At 29.8% G+C, this 17,308-nt stretch carries 11 protein-coding genes and 1 other annotated feature; of the genes, 5 read left to right on the forward strand and 6 right to left on the reverse strand.

Features of this window, described 5'->3' with window-relative positions; all coding sequences use genetic code 11:
* Nucleotides 1-31: 31 nt before the first annotated feature.
* Nucleotides 32-1,969 carry a threonine--tRNA ligase gene (thrS, locus tag B3086_RS02355; RefSeq protein WP_346847708.1) on the reverse strand — a complete coding sequence of 646 codons (1,938 nt, stop codon included), beginning with the start codon at nucleotides 1,967-1,969 and terminating at the stop codon, nucleotides 32-34.
* A gap of 234 nt (nucleotides 1,970-2,203) precedes the next feature.
* Nucleotides 2,204-2,452 (reverse strand) — a binding site (T-box leader).
* 257 nt (nucleotides 2,453-2,709) lie between these two features.
* Between thrS and B3086_RS02360 the strand changes: the two genes are divergently transcribed.
* Nucleotides 2,710-4,056: an SH3 domain-containing protein gene (locus B3086_RS02360; RefSeq protein WP_346890929.1), complete on the forward strand. Its 1,347-nt coding sequence runs from the start codon at nucleotides 2,710-2,712 to the stop codon at nucleotides 4,054-4,056.
* Between the two features lie 69 nt (nucleotides 4,057-4,125).
* Nucleotides 4,126-4,686 (forward strand): phosphatase PAP2 family protein, encoded by a 561-nt coding sequence (locus B3086_RS02365; RefSeq protein ID WP_346876655.1) that lies wholly within the window; start codon nucleotides 4,126-4,128, stop codon nucleotides 4,684-4,686.
* 138 nt (nucleotides 4,687-4,824) lie between these two features.
* Here the strand turns inward: B3086_RS02365 and B3086_RS02370 are convergent, their stop codons facing one another.
* Nucleotides 4,825-5,733 (reverse strand): polysaccharide deacetylase family protein, encoded by a 909-nt coding sequence (locus B3086_RS02370; RefSeq protein ID WP_346876654.1) that lies wholly within the window; start codon nucleotides 5,731-5,733, stop codon nucleotides 4,825-4,827.
* Between the two features lie 17 nt (nucleotides 5,734-5,750).
* Nucleotides 5,751-6,023 carry a hypothetical protein gene (locus B3086_RS02375; protein ID WP_346847704.1) on the reverse strand — a complete coding sequence of 91 codons (273 nt, stop codon included), beginning with the start codon at nucleotides 6,021-6,023 and terminating at the stop codon, nucleotides 5,751-5,753.
* Between the two features lie 195 nt (nucleotides 6,024-6,218).
* Between B3086_RS02375 and B3086_RS02380 the strand changes: the two genes are divergently transcribed.
* A complete protein-coding gene (locus B3086_RS02380; protein ID WP_346847703.1) occupies nucleotides 6,219-7,598 on the forward strand; it encodes a CCA tRNA nucleotidyltransferase in 1,380 nt (459 codons plus the stop codon).
* A gap of 52 nt (nucleotides 7,599-7,650) precedes the next feature.
* On the opposite strand, the gene B3086_RS02385 is transcribed toward B3086_RS02380, so the two are convergent.
* From B3086_RS02385 to atoD, 3 genes are all read right to left on the reverse strand, one after another.
* Nucleotides 7,651-7,932 carry a late competence development ComFB family protein gene (locus B3086_RS02385; protein WP_346847702.1) on the reverse strand — a complete coding sequence of 94 codons (282 nt, stop codon included), beginning with the start codon at nucleotides 7,930-7,932 and terminating at the stop codon, nucleotides 7,651-7,653.
* 81 nt (nucleotides 7,933-8,013) lie between these two features.
* The gene (locus B3086_RS02390; RefSeq protein ID WP_035135145.1) at nucleotides 8,014-8,673 is read right to left on the reverse strand and encodes a 3-oxoacid CoA-transferase subunit B; all 660 of its coding nucleotides are present in this window, start codon (nucleotides 8,671-8,673) and stop codon (nucleotides 8,014-8,016) included.
* 1 nt (nucleotide 8,674) lies between these two features.
* Complete coding sequence (gene atoD, locus B3086_RS02395; protein ID WP_035135146.1) at nucleotides 8,675-9,328, reverse strand: acetate CoA-transferase subunit alpha; 654 nt, start codon at nucleotides 9,326-9,328, stop codon at nucleotides 8,675-8,677.
* Between the two features lie 559 nt (nucleotides 9,329-9,887).
* On the opposite strand from atoD, the gene addB reads away from it, so the two are divergent.
* Together addB and addA are read left to right on the forward strand one after the other, a co-directional pair.
* Entirely contained in the window at nucleotides 9,888-13,358 is a 3,471-nt protein-coding gene (gene addB, locus B3086_RS02400; protein WP_346892740.1) for a helicase-exonuclease AddAB subunit AddB, read from the forward strand.
* Entirely contained in the window at nucleotides 13,351-17,259 is a 3,909-nt protein-coding gene (gene addA / locus B3086_RS02405; protein WP_346892742.1) for a helicase-exonuclease AddAB subunit AddA, read from the forward strand. The genes addB and addA overlap by 8 nt, the downstream gene beginning before the upstream one ends.
* Nucleotides 17,260-17,308: the final 49 nt, after the last annotated feature.

The raw sequence follows: 17,308 nt of genomic DNA on the forward strand, positions 1-17,308 counted from the left end.
TCCTTAGTTACATTAAATTCTGTTTACTCAATTATCTTTCTTTACTATCAATTTCTTTGACAATTCTTTCAATGAATTTATCTATAGAAATTGAACCCTCATCTCCGTTTTTACGGCTTCTTACTGCAACTTCTTTATTTTCAGCTTCTTTTTCTCCTACAACTAAGATATAAGGAGCTCTTTCATTACGTGCTTCTCTAATCTTATAACCAATTTTTTCTGCTCTGTAGTCAACTTCAACCCTAATATTATTTTTCTTAAGTTCAGCATAAACTTCATCAGCATAGTCATGATACTTCTCAGAGATTGGAAGTAGTTTAACTTGAACTGGTGCAAGCCATACTGGGAATGCTCCTGCATACTTTTCAATAAGAAGGGCAAGAGTTCTTTCATAGCAACCAATAGAAGTTCTATGAATAACATATGGATATTTTTCTTGACCATCCTTATCTACATAAGTCATTCCAAATCTTTCAGCAAGAGAGAAGTCTATTTGAGCTGTAATTATAGTGTCCTCTTTACCATGAACATTTTTAATCTGAAGATCAAGTTTAGGACCATAGAAGGCAGCTTCACCAACAGCTTCAGTATATTCAATTCCAAGATGATTTAAGATTTCTCTCATCTTATTTTGAACTGCATTCCAAGCTTCAGGTTCTCCAATATATTTTTCTTTATTATTTTCATCCCATAGAGATAATCTATAACTAATATCTTCTCTAAGACCTAGAGTATCAAGCATATAGTTAATCAAGTCAACTACCCCTTTAAACTCATCTTCAAGTTGATCTGGTCTACATGCAAGGTGACCTTCAGAAATTGTAAATTGTCTTACACGAATTAATCCATGCATTTCTCCAGAAGATTCATTTCTAAATAATGTAGAAGTTTCAGCATATCTTAGAGGTAAGTCTCTATAACTTTTAGATTCAGCTTTATAAACTGTGAATTGGAATGGACAAGTCATAGGTCTTAATGCAAATACTTCATTATCCTTTTCTTCATTACCTAGTACAAACATTCCTTCTTTATAATGGTCCCAGTGTCCAGATATTTTATATAAATCACTTTTAGCCATTAATGGTGTTTTAGTTAATAGGTAGCCTCTTTTTTGCTCTTCATCTTCAACCCATCTTTGAAGAAGTTGAACAATTCTAGCACCCTTAGGCATTAGAAGAGGTAGACCTTGACCTATTGGTTCAGAGGTAGTAAATAACTTTAGTTCTCTTCCAAGCTTATTGTGGTCACGTTTTTTAGCTTCTTCTACAGCTTCTAGGTATTCATCTAGTTCTGCTTTCTTTGTAAAGGCAGTTCCATAAATACGAGCAAGCATTTTATTTTTTTCGTTTCCTCTCCAATAAGCTCCTGCAAGTTTAGTTAACTTGAAAGCTTTCACTGGTTTTGTAGTCATTAAGTGAGGCCCAGCACAAAGGTCAGTAAACTCACCTTGTTTATAGAAAGTTATGATTTCACCTTCTGGTAGATCTTCTATAAGTTCTACCTTATAAGGTTCATCTTGTTCCTTCATAAGTTTAATCGCTTCTTCTCTTGGAAGTTGAAAACATTCAATTGATAAATCTTCCTTAACTATTTTTTTCATTTCAGCTTCTATTTTATCTAAATCTTCGTTAGAAAATCCACCTTCAAGGTCGAAGTCATAGTAGAAGCCATTATCTATAGCGGGTCCTATAGCAAGTTTTGCTTCAGGAAATAGTCTTTTAACAGCTTGTGATAATATGTGAGCAGCTGTATGTCTAAAAGCTCTTCTACCTTCATCCTCATTAAAAGTTAAAATATTCAATTCACAATCCTCTTTAACTATATAACGAAGGTCTACAGTTTTTCCATTTACTGTTCCAGCTGTAGCGACTCTAGCGAGTCCTTCAGAAATACTTTTTGCAATTTCAATAATACTCATTTCATTTTCTAATTCTTTAACTGATCCATCTTTTAAAGTAATTTTAATCATTTAAAAATCTCCCTTCTATATCTAATATTCTAGCCAAAAGCTTTAAGTGAGAGTCCAAATCTTTGATTTGGTTCCTCGAACTTACTCCACCGAATGTATGTGAGATGGAGTTTCATATCGAGCAAAGCGAGAAAAGTAAATCTTTGATTTGGTCCTCGAATTTACTTCATCCAACCTATGTGAGATGTAGTTTCATCTTATATAAAATAAAAAAACTCGTCACTTTTCATAAAGAAAAGGGACGAGGTATACCCGTGGTTCCACCCAAATTGTCCTTAAACTTATTAAAATTAGATTATAAAGATAACTAATTTAACAAATTGATATAAAGGACCACTTTAAAAACTATAACGTAGTTAACGGACTTTATTAGAGTCACTCAGAGGTGGTCTTCAACATGATTTATTTAAAAGCAATTTCAGCTACTGTGCTTTCTCTCTGTAAATAAAGTGACATATCTACTGTCCTCTTCATTGCGATAATATTATTAGTTATTATTCTATTATATCATAAATCTTAGGTTATGATGCAGAAATTATTAACTTTATTTTAACATATATATGTTTAATGTCAACATAAATTGTTAAGTAAATAAAGAATAATAAGAAAGGATTACATTTAATTTATATTTATGTAAATTTATAATATGTTAGCGAAATAAATAGTATAATTATATTAAGGATTGCTTGAAATTAAGAAATATTTAAGTGAAAATATATAATTAGAGGTGAGGATATACTATGAATCGTAATACTAATCTAAATGTTATGGATGAAATGTACTATAGTGATTTATGGATAAAATTATGCAAGAGAAGTAAAGATATTATTCTCACTAAGGATGAAATAAAAAAGTACAATGCTGAAGGAATTAAAAAGGGATATATTTATGATATATTTAATGAACCCAATGAAGTAGCTAAAGAATATGTAGTTACTATGATAAATTGTGTAAGTAAGATTCCGGAAGGTGATAGATACAAGAATGGTAGTAAAGTAAACAAGGAATATTATGATAAACTTATTGATGATATGAATTTAAAAGAAATAAAGGACAAGATTTCTATAGAATATGGATTGGTGGTAAAGAGGGGAAGTATAAGAACATTTCCTACTAGTGATAGAGTGTTTAAGGGGGATAAAGAATATGATTTAGACAGATTTATGGAAAGTGCTATATATGCAGCGGAACCTTGTATTATATATGCTTTTAGTAAAGATGGAAAATGGTGTTTTTGCAAAACCTATAATTATTTAGGATGGATTAAAAAAGAGAATATAGCTTTTGGAAGTAAAAAAGAAATAGAAGAATATTGTAAATGCAAAGATTTCATTGTAGTTACAGGTAAAAAGATAAATCTCGGTTATAATCCTTTTATAGAGGCATTAAGAAATTTAGATATTGATATGGGAGTAAAACTACCAATAGAAACTAATTTGAGCAAGGAAGAATTAATTTATGATATGTATAGTGAAGGTAATTATGTAGTTAAGTATCCACTAAGAGAAAGTAATAGTAAATTAAAGTTTACTAATATTTTAATTCCATACAATGAAGATGTTCATAGAGGATATTTAAAATGTAACAGAAGTAATATATTAAAACAAATATTTAAATTCCAAGGAGAAAGGTATGGGTGGGGTGGAGAATTCAATGGAAGAGATTGTTCTTCCCTTATCATAGATACCTTTAGAAGTTTTGGAATACAATTTCCAAGAAATAGTGGTGATCAATTAAAAAAATCAGTTGGGAAAACATTGCTTGTTCATAAAGAAATGACTTATCATGAAAGATTGAAAATGTTAGATAGCTTGAAACCTGGAACCCTTATATTTTTAAATGGGCATGTAGCTATGTTCATAGGGAATTATAAAAATAGTCATTATATAATTCACGATGTTATAGGAGTATTTGTAAATAAAAAGGATTATGAAAAGAAAAATAAAGGGCAGAAGGAACAGGTTAATGAAGAAAAGATATACTTAGGAATAAAGGGTGTAACAGTATCTGAATTAAAAGAGATATACACCTCTAGTGGAAAACCATATGTTGAAGAGATTATTGGAATTAAGGACATATTCAATTAAAGTTAGAAGCAAAGTAATAGTAACAAAAAACAAAATATAGAAAAGATTATTTAAGAAAGGGATAAACTAATGAATCAATGGCTATACGGAATAGATAAGGGTATAACTGATGCTATACATTTTGGGTTACAGAATAAAATTTTTGATACTATGATGCCATTCATAACAAGGCTGGGAGATGCAGGGTTTATATGGATAGCAATTAGCATTATTCTTATATGCACTAAAAAATATAGAAAAGTAGGAATAACAAGTTTACTAGCAATATCTATAGGTACAATTTTAACAGAGGGAGTAATAAAGCATTTAGTGGAGAGAGTAAGACCCATTATTGCATATCCTATAGATAATCCTCTAATAAAACTGCCTATTAGTTTTTCTTTTCCATCAGGGCATACTGCATCTTCTATAGCTGTAGCATATGTACTTTCCACATATATTAAGAGATATAAGTTTTATTTTATATCTTTGGCAATCTTAATAGGTTTTTCTAGAATATATTTGTATGTTCATTATTTTTCGGATGTATTAGGTGGAGCAGTAGTTGGACTTGTAAGTGGAATTCTAGCTGTGTATATAATGGGGAAAATTAATAAACAAAAAGAAAAAAATTGGAATATAAGCATATAAAATAACTAAAGGGGTGTCTCAAAATAAGCTAAATTTTATTAAAGTACAAGCTCAATACTTAGTAAGATTTAGTGAATTATTTTGAAACAACCCTTATAAATAGATTTTGTAATTGGGTAAAGTTATAAAATTTAATTGTTAATTTATAAAACGAATATCAGCTGAATTGTGATTTAAAGGTCTAAATACATATCCTTGAGCTTTTAAACCTTCAAGAATTTTTGGCATTGCATCTAATGTGGTATATTTGAAGTTTGTATCATGCATTAATATATTAGCTGTATTAACGTTAGAGCTACCATCAAGAACACTTTTTATTATACTTTTTTCATCCAATGTTACCTTAGTAGCATCTGAAGAATCAACATTCCAGTCAAAATAGGTGTACCCACGGTCTTTTAGGGCTTTAAAAATACAATGAGGCATATTTTTATGTTCACTCATATATCCTGTATTTGAACCACCTGGGAATCGTAAAATTTTAGAGGGTTCTTTACCGGTTATTTCTTTTAGCTTATTATCAAGAGCTTCCACATCACTAATAAAGGCCTTAGTAGATGAATAAATCTTTTGATAATTATGACTATATGTATGGTTAGCAAGAACATGTCCACGATTAACGATTTCTCTATAAATGTCATCAAAGCCTTCTTTGTATATTACAAAAAAAGTCGCTTTAGCATTGTATTTGTCAAGTACATCTAACAGTTTTAAGGTATTAGATGAAGGACCATCGTCAAAGGTTAAATGAGCAATCTTTTTTTGTGACATTGCCTTATCATATGCGGATTGTTTTTCACTTAGTTCTTTTTCTAACTTAATATTTTCTGCAAGTATAGAGTTGTTAGACGATGATAAAGAATCGATTTCTTTTATTAGATTACTTTGCTTACTAGAAGATACAAACATTTTTGTTGTTGCTAATACTGATATAAAAAAACATAAACATAAAGCTGATAAGGATATAATACTTAATATAGAGGGTTTCTTTCTTCTTCTTCTTCTAATATTCCCTTTTGATGATTCAAGATTAATATTGTAATTCATGATTTTAGCTCCTTATGTTAATTATTAATTTCAGCAAGTTCGTCAAGTAAGGCATCTAAATCTGAACTTGACTCTAGCAAGGTCTTATTTGCTTTATGTAAATTAGCCTTTGTAGCTTTAAGGGATTCTATTTCAGTAGATAATTCATTATTTTTAAACTGGTATTCTTTCTCCTTTGAATTAGCAAAGACTGAAATTCCTATAAATATGAAGCAAAATATAGAAGCCATTACACAGAGTTTACCATGTGAGTTATTATGTTTTTTAGAATGAAATAAAGTATTTTTCATAAGAATCTCCTTTAATTAGTTATTATGTTTTATACTAATAATTATAAAGGAAATATTATGTATAATCATTACGAAATAGTAACAATTTGAAAACTTTTTTGTTGTTTTTTATATTTTAAATTTAATTGTAAACAGTTTTGTGGTATAAATTACATTGTAAAATTAAATAGGTGTATTTAAGGAGAAGGTATAAGTATGTATATTAACATGCCAAGGTATATAGAGAATTGTATTAATGACATAGAAAGAAATGGCTTTGAAGCGTACATAGTAGGTGGGTGTGTAAGAGATAGTATTATAGGTAAAAAGCCTAATGACTGGGACATATGTACCTCAGCAACTCCAAAGGAAATAAAGGAAATATTTATAGATAAAAAAACTATAGATGTAGGAATTGAACATGGAACAGTGGTAGTATTAATGGAAAATGAAGCAGTAGAAATAACTACATTTAGAGTAGATGGGAATTATTCCGATGGGAGAAGACCAGATAGAGTAGAATTTACTTCAAAACTTATAGATGATTTAGGAAGAAGAGATTTTACTATAAATGCTATAGCTTATAATCATAAAATAGGAATAATAGATTATTTTAATGGAATTAAGGATATAGAAAATAAGGTTATAAGGTGTGTAGGAGAACCAAATAAAAGATTTAAAGAAGACTCATTAAGGATAATGCGAGGATTAAGATTTATGGCACAGTTAAACTACAAAATAGAAAAAGAAACTCTAATTGCCATAGAGAATAACAAGGAGCTTTTTAAGAAAATTTCTAGGGAGAGAATAATTGTAGAGTTAAATAAGCTAATACTATCTGATTACCCTGGTGATGGAATTAAATATATGCTTAGTATGGGAATTATGCCTATATTAGTACCTTATCTATATAAAGATAAAGAAAAATATATTTATGATTTCTTTAAGGTAAAAGAATGTATTAAGGTTATAGAGGGATGTCCTAAAAAACTTTATGTGAGATTAACTGTATTTTTGTACTATATATTAAAAAGTAATAAAGATGAAAATAATATAAGAATTGATTATAAAGAGAATACATCTAAGTTAATACCTAAGCAAGACATAAAGATAAGCATTAAATGTAAAGAAATTCTTAAAGAACTTCATTATGATAATAGGACAATAAAGAACGTAAGTACACTTATAGCATATTATGATACTCCAATTTATGAAGATAAAGCATATCTTAAAAGGCTATTACAAGGAACAGGATTAGATGTATTAGGAGAATTAATAGTTGTAAAAGATATAACGAAAACATTTTTAAAAGAAGAAAACTTAGAAATGATAACTCAATTCAATTTAAATAAGACGAGAATAGAATTAATTTTAGATGAAATTATGAAAAATGAAGAAGTCTATAGGAAGACTGACTTGAAAATTACAGGAAAAGATTTAATAAATTTAGGGGTAAAAGAAGGCATAGTAATAGGAAAAATATTAGATGAATTATTAGAAATGGTTATTAAAGATCCTAAATATAATAATAAAGAAAAGCTAACTATATATGTAAAAGAAATATATGAAAAGTATAAAAGCAATGAAAATAAATAAAAAATAAGACCACTATGATTTAATCAATTAGTTAATCATAGGGTCTCTTACCTTATCTATATTCATGGTGTTTAGGATTTACTGAAACTTTTTCTACAGCTCTAATAACTTGAGCAGTTATACAGATTTCTTCTTGCTTGTCAATTTCATTTAAAGCAGTAGTATAAATTTTACCTTCTTCACTAACCACATACTTGGGTTTTATAGAATTTAGGGCAAGAGCAGACATATCATCAAGGCACTTTTGACAAGTGCAAATATTAGGATAATCTTTAAGCACACTTTTTAAAACATGTTCAACTTGATCTTCTGCATAATTTTTGTAAGGTGGCATAAAAAAATTCCTTTCCAATATAAGTCTATTGGTAATTATTTTTAATTACCAATAGACTTTAATTAATTATTTTAAGTAAAATTATAATTCCATTTTCTTAACGTTTTCTGGGATTATAAGATCTGCAAGTGTTGCATTTTTTACATCTTCAATAGTAGCTTCTGGTCCAAGTTCCTTAAGAACAAGACCTTCTGAAGTTACTTCAAGAACTGCCATTTCAGTAATAATTAAGTTTACTTGATGAGCAGCAGTTAAAGGAAGTGTACATTTCTTTAATATTTTTGGATTACCTTTAGCTGTATGTTCCATAGCTACTATAACTTTTTTAGCGCCAACAACTAGGTCCATAGCTCCGCCCATTCCAGGAACCATTTTACCAGGAATCATCCAGTTTGCAAGGTTTCCTTCTTGGTCAACTTCTAAAGCTCCAAGTACAGTAGCAGCAACATGACCGCCTCTGATTATTCCGAAAGATACAGAAGAATCAAAGAATGCAGCTCCAGGGATAACAGTAACATGTTGTCCGCCAGCATTTACTAGGTCTTTTTGCTCTTCTCCAGGAGCAGGAGCAGCACCAATTCCTATGAATCCATTTTCAGATTGTAATGTTACATCTATGCCTTCTGGTATATAGTTAGCTACCATTGTTGGAAGACCTATACCTAGATTAACTACGTCTCCATCGTTAAGTTCTTTTGCAACTCTTTTAGCAATGACTTCTCTTATCATGTTCTTATCCATGTTAGTTCTCCCCCTTTACTATATAATCAACAAAGATATATGGTGTCATAACTACGTTTGGATCTATATCTCCAACTTCTACAAGCTCTTCAGCTTGAACGATTACAGTATCTGCAGCAGTAGCTATTAAAGGATTGAAGTTTCTTGTTGCTTGATTGTAGTATACGTTTCCTTTTTTATCAACCTTTGAACCGAATAAAAGAGCAACATCTGCTTTAAGAGGTTTTTCAAGAATGTATTCTTGTCCATCAACAGTAATAACTTCTTTACCATCTTGTACAATTGTTCCAAGGCCAGTTGGAGTTAAGAATCCACCAAGACCAGCTCCGCCACATCTGATTCTTTCAGCAAGAGTTCCTTGAGGTGATAATTCTACTTCCATTTCTCCAGAATTCATTTGGTTTCCAGTTTCTTTGTTTGTACCAATATGTGATGCAATAGTTTTCTTAACTTGTTTGTTAACTATTAACTTACCAATACCTCTATCTGGAAATCCAGTATCGTTTGCTATGATAGTTAAATCTTTAACGCCTTTTTTAACTAAAGCATCTATAATAGCTTCTGGAGTACCTACAGCTAAAAATCCACCAATCATAACAGTCATTCCATCTTGAATTTTAGCAACTGCTTCATCAATTGAAATAAGTTTATTCATATGTTAAACCCTCCATAAATAAAAAATTTTCTTCCATACTAGTTTACCCCTAATTTAAATATTTTGCAATGTATAAAGGCTGATTAAATTTTTAATTAAAAAACTAATGAAATTATTTATTTTAAATTATTAAGGTCTAATTTTGTTAAATATTACACGAAATACTTAAAACTATATTTTCTTCATTTAATATATCTATCTATATAAATAGGTATATATGGAACTATTTATATAGATAAATATAAAACTAGTTACCTAGGAAACTATATAAATATATAACTAGTTAACTAGTTGTTCTCGCCACAAGGGTTTCAGGGATTTTGATATTTTAAAAGTGGAAGAAAAGCTGTATTAAAAGAGAAAGAATTTATAGATTTATTATTTTTGATTTAATTATAATAATGGGTAAGTATAGAGATGTTTAGATACTTATAAATAAGCTAAGGATATTAAAAAAGAATCATTGGTTTATGCTATAATTAGGTAATAATAAAGTAAGAAAGACACTATAAGAAATTGTGAAATATATAAGGATATTTAAAAGTTAGGAAGTGAGATTTTGGGAATTAGATTTATTTACGGCAGAGCAGGTACAGGTAAGAGTTATACCTGTATTGAAGAAATCTATGAAAAATCCTTTGATAATAAAACTCCATTAATATTAATAGTTCCAGAGCAGTTATCCTTTAGAGCAGAGAAGGCTCTCATTGAGAGGATTGGTGCCACTGGAATAAATAATGTACATCTTTTAAGTTTTAAAAGATTAGCTTTTACTATTTTTAATGAAGTAGGTGGAGTAACTCATAAGTACATGAATGATACAGGAAAAGCAATAATTGTAGGAAGAGCTATAGATGAGTCAAAAGATAAACTTAGCATATTTAAACAAGCTACAAAACAAAAGGGGTTTATAGATAAAATCATAGGAGTACTTACGGAATTTAAAAGACATAAAATTACTCCACAGACTCTTAAAGATTTAAAGGAAAATGTGGATGAAAGTTCACTACTAGTGGATAAGTTAAGTGATATTGAAGCAATTTATTCAAAGTTTCAAGATAAACTTAGTGAAGGATATTTTGATCCTGAAGATAATTTAACCATTTTAAAAGGAAAGATTGAAGAAAGTAGGTTTTTAAAGGGAGCAGAAGTGTGGATAGATGAATTTAGTGGCTTCACTCCTCAGCAATATGACATCATAGGAAAACTTTTAAGAGTGTGTGCCAATGTCAATATAACAATACCCTATGGTGGGGATGAGGTCAAAGATAAAAATGAGGATACTAATCCTTTTTATCCAATTTATACTACAGAAGAAAAGCTTACAAAACTTGCACAAGATTATGGATACTATCCTAAAAATAATCTTCATTTACACATTGGACATAGATTTAAAGAAAGTGAGGAATTGTCCTTCTTAGAGGAAAACTACTTTAATAATAGGGGAAAAGCATTAAAAACTCCTACAAAAAATATAAGTATATTTAAAGCTCAGAATCCCTATGGAGAAGTAGAATATGTAGCCAAGGAAATATTGAAACTAGTTAGAGAGAAGGACTTTAGATATAAGGACATTATAGTTATAAGTAGAGATTTGGAAAACTATAAGGACATAGTTAGAGTAATATTTGAAGAATATGAGATTCCATTTTTTATTGATGATAAGGAAGATATAGCTTCAAATCCATTGGTTATATATATAACTTCACTTTTAAACATATTTTCTAAAGGCTTTAGAGATAATTCCATAGTTAATTATTTTAAAAGTGGTTTTGCAAATTTATCACCATCAGAAGTAGATTTACTAGAGAATTATGTTTTAGAGTTTGGTATTAAAACTAGGAAAAAGTGGATAGATGATAATGATGAGTATTGGAGAGAGAGTTCTAAGTATGAAAATATAATAGAAATAAAAAATAAAGGAATAGAGCCTCTCATTAAATTAGAGGAGAAATTAAAAGGTAAACATAAGGTTAAAGATATTTGCTCAAGTATTTATAAATTCTTAGTTGATAATAGAGTTTATGAAAATGTAAATGAATATATAGAGAAATTTAAAAGAGATAATAATCTTTTATTAGTGGATGAGTATAGTAGTATCTGGAATATGCTTATTGAGCTTTTAGATCAGTTTGTAGATATTCTTGGAGAAGAAGTGGTGACCATTGAAGAGTTTAATAATATCCTATCTATGGGCATATCCCATAATAAAATGGGGTTAATTCCTACATCTATGGATCAAGTAGTGGTAGGAAGTGCTGAGAGAATAAAGGCTCAAGAGGTAAAGGTAGCTATAGTTGTTGGTGTAAATGATGGGGTACTTCCAAGGATTACAGGAGATGAAGGTCTATTTAATGATAATGATAGAATAGTGTTTAAAAATAATAATATAAGTGTGGCAGATAATAGCTTTGAACTAGCCTTTGGAGAACAATATTTAATATACAATTTGCTAAGTATTGCAAGTAATCTACTATATATTACCTATCCAATTGCTGATTTAGAAGGAAAGACTAAGAGATATTCCATGGTGATTTCAAGGTTAAAATCCTTATTTACTAATGTTTTGGAGAATACAGATATATTAAAGGATGAAGTTGGAGAAGATGAAAAAGGCATAGTAGGAAAAACTCCTACCTTTAATAATTTAATAAAAAAGCTCCATGAATATATAGAGAAAGATGAGATAACAGACCTTTGGAAGGAGATATATAGATATTATTATAAGGAGCCAGAATATAGAGAAAAACTTCTCAAGGTAATAAGTGGCTTTACATATAAAAATCATATAGAAGCCATAAGTAAAGATAAAATAAGGCAATTATATGGGAAAAGTCTCAGTGTATCTAAAATAGAAGCCTATGCAAATTGCTCCTTTGGCTATTTTGTAAAGTATGGTCTTAAAGCTAAGGAAAGAAAGATTTATACCTTTGCACCCCTGGATTTTGGAAATCTAATTCATGAAGGCCTTGAAAAGTTTTCTAAAAGAGTAGAGAAAGAAAAAGCGGTGTGGGGAACTTTAGATAAAGAATTTTGTGAAAGAGTTATAAGTGATGTTATATCAGAGCTTATAAATTCTGAGGAACATAGAATATTAAAAAGTTCTAAGAGATATGAATATGTAGCTACAAGGGTAAAAAGAATTTTATACAGAATGGTGTTAATTATTAATGAGCAGATGGAAAGGGGAACTTTTCAGCCTATAGGCTATGAAATTTCCTTTGGATTTGAAAAAGATGATTATTATCCACCAATACCAATAATTTTATCCACAGGAGAAGTAGTAAAATTACAAGGAAAGATTGATAGAGTGGATAAAACCTCAATAGATGGAGTTAATTATTATAGAGTTGTGGATTATAAAACAGGAAAAATAGACTTAGATATAAATGATGTATATAATGGATTAAAAATTCAGTTACTAACTTATTTAGATGCAATTTTAACTCTTGAACAAGAGAAAGTGTCTAAAAAACCAGTGGTATCGGAAGGAAAAGGAAGAACCATGCCAGGAGCTATGGTATATCTTTCTGTAGATGATCCAATAATGGATGGGTCTAAAAAACTTACCATGGAGAATTTAGAAGAAGAAGTATTAAAGGCGTTAAAAATGAAGGGAATCGTCATAAGAGATTTAAAGGTAATTAAGGAAATGGATAAAACCATAGAAAAAGGAGGAACCTCTTCCATAATTCCTGTAGCTTTAAATAAACCCCAAAAGGGTAGTGATGAAGCCGAATTTTCAAAGAATAATAGCTCAGTGATAACCTATGAAGGTTTTAATGTGCTTAGAAGTCACATGAAGGAAAAGGTTAGAAAAGTCTGTGAAGATATGTTAGAGGGAATTATAGAAGTAACTCCATGTAAAAATGGAAAAAGCTATTACTGTGAATTTTGTGAGTTTTCTTCTATATGTCAGTTTGATGAAACAATGGGGATTAATAATTTTAAAGTAATGCCTAGAAAAAATAAAAAAGAACTTCTTCAGCAGCTTGAAGTAGAGGGAAAAGGAGGTGAAGGTAATGAGTAGCGTAAAGTGGACAGAGGACCAACAAAAGGCCATTGATATTAGATATAGAAACACATTAGTATCTGCAGCAGCAGGTTCTGGAAAAACTGCAGTTTTAGTTGAAAGAATTATAAAAATTATCACAGATAGAGATAATCCTGTGGATATTGATAAATTACTTATAGTAACCTTCACTAATGCAGCAGCGGCAGAGATGAGAGAACGTATAGGAGAAGCTATTAATAAAAGAATTAAAGAGGAGCCTAATAATAGAAACCTCCAAACTCAATTAATACTTCTTAATAAGGCAAGTATATCAACTCTTCACTCCTTTTGTTTAAACCTAATTAAAAATAACTTTCATCAATTAGATATAGAACCAAACTTTAGAGTTGGGGATACTACGGAGATAAATCTTTTAAAGGTAGAAGCCTTAGAAGAACTTATGGAAGGGAAATATATTGAAGGAAAAGAGGAATTTATAGAGCTAGTAGAGAGTTATTGTGATAATAAAAGTGATAGAGCATTGGCAGAAATGGTGCTAAGATTATATAACTTTTCTATGAGTATGGGTGCTCCTGTAGCTTGGCTAAAATCCAAATCCGAAATTTTCAATGTGGGTGAAGATTTTTCCTTTGAAAAATTACCTTTTAAGGATGCCTTACTAAAAGAATTAAGAGAAGATATAATAAATGCTTTAGAGATAAATAATGAAGGGTTAGATTTTGTACTAAATAATCCTATTATTGATAAATATAAGGCTGCCTTTGAAAATGATGGAGAAATATTAGAGAGAACTTTAACAATAATTGAAGGTGAACTAAAGGAAGATAGACAATACATTGAAGAAACTGGTTTTGGAAGAATTCCAACTTTAACAAAGTTAACAGAGGAAGAGAAAGTAATACAAAAAAAAGCCAAGAATTTAAGAGATGCTGCTAAGGAAATATATGTGGAGGTAAAGAGTAAGATATTAAATGCTACTTCTGAGGAAAATATTAAAATTACTAAAAAACTTTATCCACTAATGAAGGAACTAACAAACCTAGTAATAGAATTTAAAGATATCTTTGATAAGAAAAAGAGAGAACGAGGTATCATAGATTTCAATGACCAGGAACATTTTGCCCTTGAAATTTTAAGAGATAAGGAGGATAAAAATAAACTATCAAGCATTGCGTTAGAGCTTAAAGATAAATTTGAAGAAATACTAGTAGATGAATATCAAGATTCAAATAGTGTTCAGGAAGAAATAATCAATCTTATTTGTAGAACAGAAAAGGATACAAGAAACGTATTCATGGTTGGAGACTTAAAGCAAAGTATATATAGGTTTAGAATGGCAAAGCCCGAGCTATTTAAAAATAAGAAAGAAACCTACACTAAAAATGGAGATGACTATAATGCTCTTATTACTCTCCATAAAAATTTTAGAAGTAGAAGAGAGGTTATAGACGGGATAAACTATATCTTTAATGCTGTTATGAGTGAGGATGTAGGGGAACTAGCCTATGATGAAAGTGAAGAGCTCAAGGTTGGGACCAGTTATAAAGAGTTTTTAGGTGAAGGTAATATTGGTGGAGAGGTGGAATTTAACCTTATAAACCTTGATTATGAAGATGTTGAAGCCAATGAAAATAATGAAATAGAAGAAGAGCTTCAAGAACAAAGTGATATCACAAGTAGTGAGGAAGAACTGGATAAAGAAGAACTAGATTCTATGCAGCTAGAGGCTAGATTTGTGGCAAAACGAATAAGAGAGCTAATGGAGCATCATGGGGAAAATTCATTAAAGGTATATGATAAGAACTTAGATGATTATAGAAGAGCTACCTATAAAGATATGGTTATTCTTTTAAGGTCAAGTAATAAGCTTTCTCCTATATTTATAGAAGAATTCAAAAGAGTAGGAATTCCTCTTTTCTCAGAAGGGGGAGGGGGGTATTTTGATACTCTTGAAGTAAAGACAGTTATAAGTGCTTTAGAAATTATAGATAATCCAATACAAGATATTCCTCTAATTGCTGTATTAAGGTCACCTATTGGTGGATTCACTACAGAAGAGTTAGCGGATATAAGAATTTCTAATAAAAATGTGAGTTTTTATCATGCCATGGTAGGCCTTTTAGATTATGAGAAAAAGGATTATGAAGATGAAAACCTTAGTGATACTTGGGAAGAAATCTATAATAATACTGGTCTAAAAATAAAAATAAAAACCTTCCTAGATAAAATAAATAACTGGAGATTAGAAAGTAAATATACCCCTATAAATCAGCTCATATGGGAAATCATAACGGATACAGGCTACTACGGTTATGTGGGAGCATTGCCTGGAGGAGAGCAAAGACAGGCTAACTTAAAAATTTTATTTAAGAGAGCTAAGGATTTTGAAAGAACTAGCTATAGAGGTTTATATAATTTTATAAATTTTATCAATAATATAAAAACTAGTAGTGAAGATATGGGAAGTGCTAAAATCATAGGAGAAAATGAAGATGTAGTAAGAATCATGAGTATTCATAAAAGTAAGGGCTTAGAGTTTCCTATAGTATTTCTCTGTGGTCTTGGTAAAAGATTTAATGAAGGTGATTTAAAAGGCAAGATACTATTCCACCATGAATTAGGTTTTGGACCTACTTATATTGATTTAGATAATAGAGTTAGTTATAACACATCTCAAAGGGAGTTTATAAGCAAAAAAATTCAAGGGGAAAACAAGTCAGAAGAGATGAGACTTTTATATGTTGCCCTAACTAGAGCAAAGGAAAAATTAATCTTAGTTGGAAGTGGTAAGGCTCTAGATAAGAAAATTGAAAAATGGTCTGGGGCAGGTATATATGAAAATGGAAGTATAAAATCAACCTATGTAAAAAATCAAAAAAATTATATGGATTGGATAGGAGCTTCTCTTATAAATCATAAAGCTGGAGAACCCCTAAGGCATTATAATGAAAATATTTTAAAGGAAGATTTTAAAGAAGATCATAGTAGATTTAAGGTAGGTATATATTCTAGAGAAATTTTTGAAGAAATAGAAGATGCAGCCTTAGAAGAAGTGCCAGTAAAGGAAAAAATAAATAAACTTTTAGATAATGCTGATGAAAATATAAGTAAAGATTATTATAAAGTAATTAAAAAAAGATTAGAATTTACTTATAAATATGAGGAAGCAACAAAGCTGCCTACAGTAATAACTGTTACAGAGTTAAAAGAGCTTCACAATAATCTACAAGAAACCAATAGAGAAAATAATCTATATATAGAAGGTGATGGTTTAGATGAAGATAATTATAAAACTATAACCTATGGAGATGAAGTAGAAGGACCGAGAAAGTTTAGGCCTCTAATGCAAACACCACTATTTCTTCAAGAAAAAAAAGGATTAACTCCATCAGAGGTGGGAACTGCTTATCACAATATAATGCAAAGATTAGACCTAAGTGGTGACCTTTCTAAAGATGACCTTACAAGGCAAATTAATACCATGGTAGAGAAGGAGTTAATAACCTTTGAAGCAGCAAAATCAGTTAAGGTAGATAAAATTCTTAAGTTTTTACAGAGTAACATAGGAAAAAAAGTAATAGAAGCTTTTAAAGAAAACTCTTTAAAAAGAGAGCTGCCTTTTAGAGTGGAAATCAGTGCTTCTACTATTTATCCTAATGTTAGTAAAGAAACTTACTTAGAGGAAAAGATGCTTTTAAGAGGAGTTATAGACTGTTACTTTGAAGAGGGAGAAGAAGGGATTATTTTAGACTATAAAACTGATTATGTAAAAGCAGATAATATAGAAGAAATTAAAGAAAGATATAAAGTGCAATTAGATTATTATAGTAAAGCTATAAAAGATGCCTTTAAGAAAGAAAAAGTAAGGAAATACTTATACTTATTTTCACTAGATAAAGAAGTTGAAGTAGAATAATAGAAAAGGTATGCCATAAAATGAGGCATACCTTTTATTATTAGAGGAG

The sequence above is a fragment of the Clostridium sp. UBA871 genome, from assembly GCF_002295255.1.
Taxonomy (GTDB): Bacteria; Bacillota; Clostridia; order Clostridiales; family Clostridiaceae; genus Clostridium_J; species Clostridium_J sulfidigenes.

Bases quoted from the DNA above. Each gene is read 5' to 3' on its own strand.
- B3086_RS02375 (WP_346847704.1), bottom strand. From the start codon at position 6,023: ATGAAAAATACTTTATTTCATTCTAAAAAACATAATAACTCACATGGT.
- atoD (WP_035135146.1), bottom strand. From the start codon at position 9,328: ATGAATAAACTTATTTCAATTGATGAAGCAGTTGCTAAAATTCAAGAT.
- addA (WP_346892742.1), top strand. From the start codon at position 13,351: ATGAGTAGCGTAAAGTGGACAGAGGACCAACAAAAGGCCATTGATATT.
- B3086_RS02370 (WP_346876654.1), bottom strand. From the start codon at position 5,733: ATGAATTACAATATTAATCTTGAATCATCAAAAGGGAATATTAGAAGA.
- B3086_RS02380 (WP_346847703.1), top strand. From the start codon at position 6,219: ATGTATATTAACATGCCAAGGTATATAGAGAATTGTATTAATGACATA.
- thrS (WP_346847708.1), bottom strand. From the start codon at position 1,969: ATGATTAAAATTACTTTAAAAGATGGATCAGTTAAAGAATTAGAAAAT.
- B3086_RS02360 (WP_346890929.1), top strand. From the start codon at position 2,710: ATGAATCGTAATACTAATCTAAATGTTATGGATGAAATGTACTATAGT.
- B3086_RS02385 (WP_346847702.1), bottom strand. From the start codon at position 7,932: ATGCCACCTTACAAAAATTATGCAGAAGATCAAGTTGAACATGTTTTA.
- B3086_RS02365 (WP_346876655.1), top strand. From the start codon at position 4,126: ATGAATCAATGGCTATACGGAATAGATAAGGGTATAACTGATGCTATA.
- B3086_RS02390 (WP_035135145.1), bottom strand. From the start codon at position 8,673: ATGGATAAGAACATGATAAGAGAAGTCATTGCTAAAAGAGTTGCAAAA.